This window comes from Lacticaseibacillus pantheris DSM 15945 = JCM 12539 = NBRC 106106, assembly GCF_001591865.1.
In the GTDB taxonomy this organism is placed as follows: domain Bacteria; phylum Bacillota; class Bacilli; order Lactobacillales; family Lactobacillaceae; genus Lacticaseibacillus; species Lacticaseibacillus pantheris.
The window spans coordinates 1-6,901 of the sequence record NZ_BCVS01000118.1 but is presented as its reverse complement, the minus strand read 5'-3'; the positions used below and the strand labels follow the sequence as shown (position 1 = coordinate 6,901).

Below are 6,901 nucleotides of genomic sequence, written 5' to 3'. Positions count from 1 at the left end.
CCAAGAATCCAAGTGCGGGATTCTCGCCCGGGCTTACTTATACTCTGCTTTCTAACCGCGGGGCTCCACTCTCTAAAACGAGTTGCACAGGCCAGAAGCCGCCACATAACGCATTCCAACCAAAAGACCAAAACCGGGTCTTTCGGTTGGAACGCCTTATGCTCTGTCTTCTAAGCGGCCTGCTCCACTCTCTAAATACCCTGAATCAAAACCATAATAATCGGAATCACGATCACGAACAGCACGGTCGAAGTCGTCACCACGTTGGTAGCATACTTCACGTCCCCATGTGCCTGTTCCGCCAGGATTGGCAGAACGGCAAGGCCAGGTGCGGAGGCCTGCACAATCAGTGTCTGGGCCTCCATGCTTGGCATCCCGCCAACCATGCCGCTACCAATCATAATGATGGCGAACATAACGGCCGGGGCCAGCACGAACCGGCCGAGCAACGCTACGATACTATCACGGTCAAAGTGGATACTACCCAAACCAGCTTTGGCCAACACAATCCCGATGTAAATCAGGGACAATGGCGTAACCAGGTTACCAACGTAATCCAACGTGTTGGTTGCAAAGCTGAGCCAGCCAATGTTTGGCACGTCAATCCGGAGCAACAGGAAGACCAATGCGACCAAGAAACCAACTAGTGGTGCTGGCAACAGCTTCTTCCAGTTAAAGCTACCCTTTTCGGCGCTACCCTTGACGCGCGTGGGGTCATCCTGAGCCATCAGGAAGGCACCCAGCGTCCACGTGGAGACGGTGTTGACCACGTAGTAAATCAGGAAATAGGCCATGGACTTGTTACCAAAGAGGGCCAAGTTCAGTGGTAAACCGATAAAAATGGTGTTGGCGTTCACAAACATGTTGATGAACGTCCCCCGACGACCCGGACGCACCTTGAGAATCTTCACGAGTGCAAAGGCGACGAGGTAGCCGATAGCAACGGCGATGAAGCCGTATACCAAACCACTGGCTAAGCTGACCAATTTATCTAACGTCAACCGTTCCAACACCGAAATGAAGATGGATGCTGGCAGGGCGACTTTCATTAATAAGTTCGAAACGGTGCCACCAAATGAATCCGGGAACCACCCTTTGCGTTGAAGCATGTATCCCAAAGCGATAATCAACAGAATCGTCAGGACACTTTGAATTGATGTTGCTAATGCTGTCATGTTGTTTCCTCCCTCAATCAGTGACTAATTACAGGTTGAGTGGCTTGTACTCTGGCGTCCACTTGGTGTCCGCAACTGCCTGCTTAGCATCAGTAATCGGGTCTTCATTCAGACCTTCGTCCAACGCTTCCTGTGCTACGGCGTTCGCAACCGTCTGGCTGAATTTCGCCAGCTGCTTAACTGGTGGCAACACTGCGGCACCAGCCTGATCAGGGTCAACGATACCACCCAGGCTGTGGGCTGCAGCCGAAATCATGCCGTCAGTCAATAGCTTGCTGGTAGCGGCGATGGTACCTAGACCGAGCCCAGGGTAAACCAACGCGTTGTTAGCCTGGCCAATGGCGTAGGTTACACCTTTGTACTCAACGTCAGCCGCCGGAATCCCCGTAGCAACCAGCGCACGGCCATCGGTCCACTTAATCAGGTCCTCAGCCTTAGCTTCAGCCAACTTGGTCGGGTTGCTCAACGGGAAGATGATTGGCCGGTCGGTGTGAGCAGCCATCTCAGTCACTACTTCCTCAGTGAAAGTACCCGGAACGGTACTCGTACCCACCAAGATGGTTGGGTGCACGGCCTTAACCGCTGCCGCCAAGCTGGTCAGTTCGTCAGCGTTAGTAAACTCACTGCGGCTACGAGCAAACGGCTTTTGCTGTGGCGTCAAGTCAGGCATGTCGTCAAACAACAGACCCTGCTTGTCCACCAGGTAAAAGTGCTTGCGTGCTTCTTCCGGTGCCATCCCCTGCTGCAAGTATTCTTCGTAAATACGCTGGGTAATTCCGGCACCGGCAGTACCAGCACCAAAGCTCATGTACACCTGGTCGGTCATCTTCTGCTTGGAAATGTTCAGCGCACCCAGAATACCGGCAAGTACGATAATCCCAGTGCCCTGTATGTCATCGTTAAACGTCGTCAGCTGATCCTTGTACTGGTCCAGGATGTCAGCAGCGTTGCTACGACCAAAGTCTTCAAAGTGGAGGTAGAGCTTCGGGAACAGGCTCCGCGCACTAGCAACGAACTTGTCCACAAAGGCATGGTATTCTTCACCGTACACGCGCTGCTTCCGCAGACCGAGGTAAAGGTCATCGTTCAGCAACGACTCATTGTTGGTCCCAGAGTCCAACACAACCGGCAGCACTTGGCTAGGGTCAATCCCTGCGGCGGCCGTGTACACCATCAGCTTGCCGACAGCGATATCGACACCCTGCGTACCCCAGTCACCGATACCGAGGATACCTTCCGCATCGGTTACCACAATCAAACGAATATCACGGCCATCGGCGCTAGCCTTCAGGGCGTCCTCAATGTGGTCCTGGTCCTCAATCGACAGGTACGTTGCGTTCTGTGGGTCAATGAACAGCGCGCTGTAGTTCTCGATGGTGTCAGCGATGGTTGGATCGTACACAATTGGCATGAATTCAGCGACGTGCTGGCCAAACAAGGCGTAGAACAAAACGTGGTTGTGGTTGAAAATGTCCATCAAGAAGATCCGCTTTTCCAGTGCGGATGGCTTCTGTAGGTACTGTGCGTACGTCTGGGCTACCTGCTGGTCCAAAGTCTGGACGGCTGGCGGTAACACACCGTTCAAACCGTATTGGTCGCGTTCTTCCTTAGTAAAGGCTGTACCTTTGTTTAAAAATGGGTTATTGATAATTTGCTGTGCTGTGAGTTGCATAAGCGATTCCTCCTCATCAATTTGCTGATATATTGTGGCGAGATTGTTGCTCTTTCGTCTTAACGAGGTACAGCATAAATCACAGAAAAATTTATAGTCAAACGTGCCAGTTGTGATAAAATCTTTTTATATGAACGGCCACACACCAGAAAGGACGGCGTTTTGTGATGAACACACGCGACTTTGAATACTTTGTCCAACTTGTAGATTTAAAAAGTTTTTCCGCCGTCGCCAAAGTTTTTCGGGTGAGCCAGCCCACGGTATCGTTATCCCTCAAACGATTAGAGGAACAATACGGCATTGAATTAATTCACCGCGACCGCAGTCACAACACGCTCACCGTCACCGCTGCCGGCGAGCAACTCGCGACGCACGCCCGGAGCATTCTGAGCGAATTACGCCAAACACAACAGGATCTCGACGCCCTGCAGGTGACCACGGTACGGTTGGGATTACCACCCATTATTGGTAATTACTATTTTCCAAAGTTAATTCCCCACCTGGTTAATAACGGCAGCATGGACCATCTGCAGACTATCGAGGGAGGTTCTGGCAACCTGCTTAAACGTCTCCGCGCTGGCGAACTCGACATGGCCCTGCTTGGGAGTGTGGGTCCGCTGGTCGCCGACGATTTGCAGGTTGAGCAGCTCTTTGCCCGCCCGTTCGCCATTATCGCCGCCCCACAACGCAAAGTCGGGCAGGACGGTGCCGTCGCCTTTGCCCAACTCGTAGGCGAACCATTTGTGGCCTTGGGTGAGCAGTACGTTCACGCCCAGGCTTTCCGCGCATTGAATCATAGTGCGGGCGTACGCCAGCGTGTGGTATTCCGTAGCGACGATGTTAGCCTCATCAAAACTATGGTGCACCAGGACGTCGGCATCGCGCTGCTCACGGACCTCGCGGTGACGCCGGAGGACCACCTCCAGCTGATTCGCCTCACCGACCCCGGCCAACCGCTGTTTACGGTATCGCTGGTGCGGCGCCAGAACCAATTAACCACACCCATGCAGCGCAAAGTTATGCGGGCGCTGATTCAGGCGGAATAGTGAATATGCACCTTGCGCCAAAAAGCGCGTCACATTTGCGTTTAATCGCCAACGTTACGCGCTTTTTGCATGCTACCAATGAATAGCGAACGGAACGACACCGGTGTCCAGCATGGCTCCGACGCCAGTCTCCCGCGTGCATTAACATCTTTATTATGGTAATCTAACGCTAATGCCATTATGTGGTAGCTTTACTTATCCCATTGTGGGCGGTAGTGTAGTTTTGGGGTGATGAATAATGACAATCAAACTGGAACGTATTTACGAACATCCTGGGACACCCGGCTTCCGTATTCTGACGGACCGCTTGTGGCCCCGTGGCATTAAAAAGGTGGACGCACACATTGACCTGTGGGCCAAGGACATTGCGCCCACCACCGAACTGCGTAAGTGGTTCAACCACGACCCAGAAAAGTTTACTGAGTTTAAGAGTCGATACCAGGACGAATTAGCACAAAATCCGGCCACAACCGAGTTAATTGACACGGTGAACGCGCAACTACAAGAGGGCAATACCGTTGTGCTTCTGTTCGGAGCCAAAGACACTACTAACAACCAGGCCGTCGTGCTCAACGAATGGCTGGCCGCCCACGGGGTACACGATGACAACTAATAAACGTGACGCACGTCAACAACAAATTGCCGCCCTGCGTGCATTGCCAGCTGAGCAACGCCAAACCGAAACCGAGGCGCTCTTGGCGCAACTACGGGCACTGCCCGAGTGGCAAGCGGCTCGCACCATCGCCACGACAATCAGCGGTGGCTTTGAAGTCGACACTAGCGGTGTGATTGCGGCGGCCGTCGCGGATGGCAAAGACGTGGTGGTACCCAAGACCATGCCGCACCGACAGATGGCTTTCCTACCGTTTACCAGCCGCGAAGCATTGGTCAAAAGCGACTTTGGTCTACTGGAACCGCCCTACCAACCTGAACTGGTCAACAATGCACCCGACCTGGTTGTAGTCCCGGGCTTAGCGTACACGCGTACATCGCGTTACCGTCTCGGCTTTGGCGGTGGTTACTACGACCGCTTTCTGGCCGGATACCATGGCACCACGGTTGCGCTAGCCCTGTCTGTACAGATACGGCCAGAAAACGCCTGGCCACATGACACCTTCGACGTGCCTTTGCAACATATTATTACCGCGAAATAAGTAACCGAAGGGGTCTAGATTATTGCAAGCATTTATCTCTAGTGTTTTCGGCGTGGCCGAAATTATTATTTTAATTGCCGTTGGGTACTGGTTATCAGCACGCCACTGGCTCAGCGCCCAAAGTGGCAAAATTATTGCCAAAATCATCACGCAGGTCGCCTTACCCGCGTATATGGTGGTCACCGTCAGCGAAAAGTTTACCGCCAACGAGTTGATTCGCTTGTTACCCGACCTACGCTACCCGCTGATTTCGATGGCCATTTTAGGCGTGCTGTCTGCAGTGGTAGCCCTCTTCCTGCGCGTTGACCGTAGCCGCATCGGACTGTTTTGTTCGATGTTCCTCAATTCCAACACCGTCTTTATCGGTTTGCCGTTGAACATGGCCCTCTTTGGCGCCCGTAGCGTCCCGTACGTGTTGGTGTACTACATGGCTAACACCACCGTTTTCTGGACGGTTGGGGTCTACCTCATCCAACGTGATGGCCCCGGCGATGCCGAATTTGATTTCAAACGGGCTTTGGGTAAGATCTTTTCGCCACCACTGTTAGGTTTTATCGTTGGGATTATCATCGTCATGATGCACATCCAGCTACCTAACTTCCTTGCTGCAGACTTGGAGTACATAGGTGACCTCACCGTGCCTGGATCAATGTTTTTCATCGGTATCACGATTCAGCAGTCGGGTATTCGTAACGCGCTACGTTTGGATAAAGACTTCTTAGGGGTCCTGTTGGGCCGCTTCGTCTTTGCCCCGCTAATTATGTCCCTGCTCCTGGCTGGGGCGGACATGCCGGCACTGATGAAGACCGTGTTCATTATTCAGTCTTGCATGCCGGTGATGACCAACGCGCCGGTGGTCGCCCGGCTGTACGACGCGGACAGTGAATTTGCCGCTGTCGGTGTAGCGGGTTCGACGGTGTTGGCAATGATTGCTATCCCCATCGTCATGACGCTGATCCGCTAGCCAACAAAATGAGGCTCAATCATAAATAGCAACTTCGCAAAATCGATGAGCATCGACGCGGCCTACAAACGTGGACCACAATGCAGCTCCCTGTTCCAAACACAATAATGCCGATATTCCGCGGTTCTGGAATATCGGCATTATTACGTTATTGCTGGGGAGCTAACCGCATTGTGGTCCGCTCTCATTTATTGACAGGTTAAAAATTTACTGTACCTGCTGAATCTCGACCGGTACGTTATCAGGCACCATTTGCCGAATCTTGACGGTCAGGGCTTCAAGCGGCTGACGGAAAGTCATGCGCACGTATCGACGCGGATTAAAGGCAAAGACGACGATGACAAGCTGCCGACCACGGACTGTCTGCACGGGCAGAATGGTAACACCTGCCAGGGTGGACAGGCGCAACACCCGCTGAAACATGCCGTAACCGACGATACGGTCGCTGGCGATGCCGCCGTAACCCGCGGAGACGTTCAACAGGACGAACAGTGCGAGGAAGACGACGTACGCCCAGCTGGCGGTGTACGTGGAAGCAATCAAGATGGCGAACACGACGCCCCAAAACATCTGCATGTACGCATAGTTAGCGCGCACTTCGATTTGCGACTGCCAGTACACGTTGTAGCCCACGCAGCCGAGGAGCACTACGTCTAAAACCGTTAATAATAATTCCATTGATTGACACCACCTTTACTAATACCACTTACGCTCTAGGTACATGATAACAGATTGAGGCAGAGAGTGGAGCAGCCCGCTTAGAAAGCAGAGCATAAGTTATGAAAATCTGAAGGCCCGCTGTTGGCCTTTAGATTTTTATGGCTTATGTGGCGCTTTCTGGGCTGCGGAGCTCGTTTAGAGAGCGGAGCCCCGCGGTTAGAAACCAGAGT

At 52.8% G+C, this 6,901-nt stretch carries 7 protein-coding genes; 4 read left to right on the top strand and 3 right to left on the bottom strand.

The genetic code is table 11. The features are described 5' to 3' along the window. Positions 1 to 191: 191 nt before the first annotated feature. Both LPA02S_RS10085 and LPA02S_RS10080 read right to left on the bottom strand, forming a co-directional pair. Positions 192 to 1,175 (bottom strand): AEC family transporter, encoded by a 984-nt coding sequence (locus LPA02S_RS10085; RefSeq protein ID WP_056956253.1) that lies wholly within the window; start codon positions 1,173 to 1,175, stop codon positions 192 to 194. A gap of 28 nt (positions 1,176 to 1,203) precedes the next feature. Further along, positions 1,204 to 2,868, bottom strand: a complete 1,665-nt coding sequence (locus LPA02S_RS10080; RefSeq protein WP_263850253.1) for a malolactic enzyme — start codon at positions 2,866 to 2,868, stop codon at positions 1,204 to 1,206. A gap of 146 nt (positions 2,869 to 3,014) precedes the next feature. Between LPA02S_RS10080 and LPA02S_RS10075 the strand changes: the two genes are divergently transcribed. The 4 genes from LPA02S_RS10075 to LPA02S_RS10060 all read left to right on the top strand — a co-directional run bounded on the left by LPA02S_RS10075 (position 3,015) and on the right by LPA02S_RS10060 (position 6,011). Continuing rightward, complete coding sequence (locus LPA02S_RS10075) at positions 3,015 to 3,893, top strand: LysR family transcriptional regulator (protein ID WP_056956257.1); 879 nt, start codon at positions 3,015 to 3,017, stop codon at positions 3,891 to 3,893. 238 nt (positions 3,894 to 4,131) lie between these two features. Further along, the gene (locus LPA02S_RS10070) at positions 4,132 to 4,506 is read left to right on the top strand and encodes a DUF488 domain-containing protein (RefSeq protein WP_054649738.1); all 375 of its coding nucleotides are present in this window, start codon (positions 4,132 to 4,134) and stop codon (positions 4,504 to 4,506) included. Then, on the top strand, positions 4,496 to 5,047 hold the full coding sequence (locus LPA02S_RS10065) for a 5-formyltetrahydrofolate cyclo-ligase (protein ID WP_082405350.1): 552 nt from the start codon (positions 4,496 to 4,498) through the stop codon (positions 5,045 to 5,047). The genes LPA02S_RS10070 and LPA02S_RS10065 overlap by 11 nt, the downstream gene beginning before the upstream one ends. 22 nt (positions 5,048 to 5,069) lie before the next feature. Beyond that, positions 5,070 to 6,011 carry an AEC family transporter gene (locus LPA02S_RS10060; RefSeq protein ID WP_054649736.1) on the top strand — a complete coding sequence of 314 codons (942 nt, stop codon included), beginning with the start codon at positions 5,070 to 5,072 and terminating at the stop codon, positions 6,009 to 6,011. A gap of 207 nt (positions 6,012 to 6,218) precedes the next feature. Here LPA02S_RS10060 and LPA02S_RS10055 read toward each other — a convergent pair whose 3' ends face one another. Beyond that, on the bottom strand, positions 6,219 to 6,689 hold the full coding sequence (locus LPA02S_RS10055; RefSeq protein ID WP_054649734.1) for a hypothetical protein: 471 nt from the start codon (positions 6,687 to 6,689) through the stop codon (positions 6,219 to 6,221). Positions 6,690 to 6,901: the final 212 nt, after the last annotated feature.

Coding starts and splice junctions, on each gene's coding strand:
- LPA02S_RS10075 (WP_056956257.1), top strand. CDS start 3,015: ATGAACACACGCGACTTTGAATACTTTGTCCAACTTGTAGATTTAAAA.
- LPA02S_RS10065 (WP_082405350.1), top strand. CDS start 4,496: ATGACAACTAATAAACGTGACGCACGTCAACAACAAATTGCCGCCCTG.
- LPA02S_RS10055 (WP_054649734.1), bottom strand. CDS start 6,689: ATGGAATTATTATTAACGGTTTTAGACGTAGTGCTCCTCGGCTGCGTG.
- LPA02S_RS10070 (WP_054649738.1), top strand. CDS start 4,132: ATGACAATCAAACTGGAACGTATTTACGAACATCCTGGGACACCCGGC.
- LPA02S_RS10085 (WP_056956253.1), bottom strand. CDS start 1,175: ATGACAGCATTAGCAACATCAATTCAAAGTGTCCTGACGATTCTGTTG.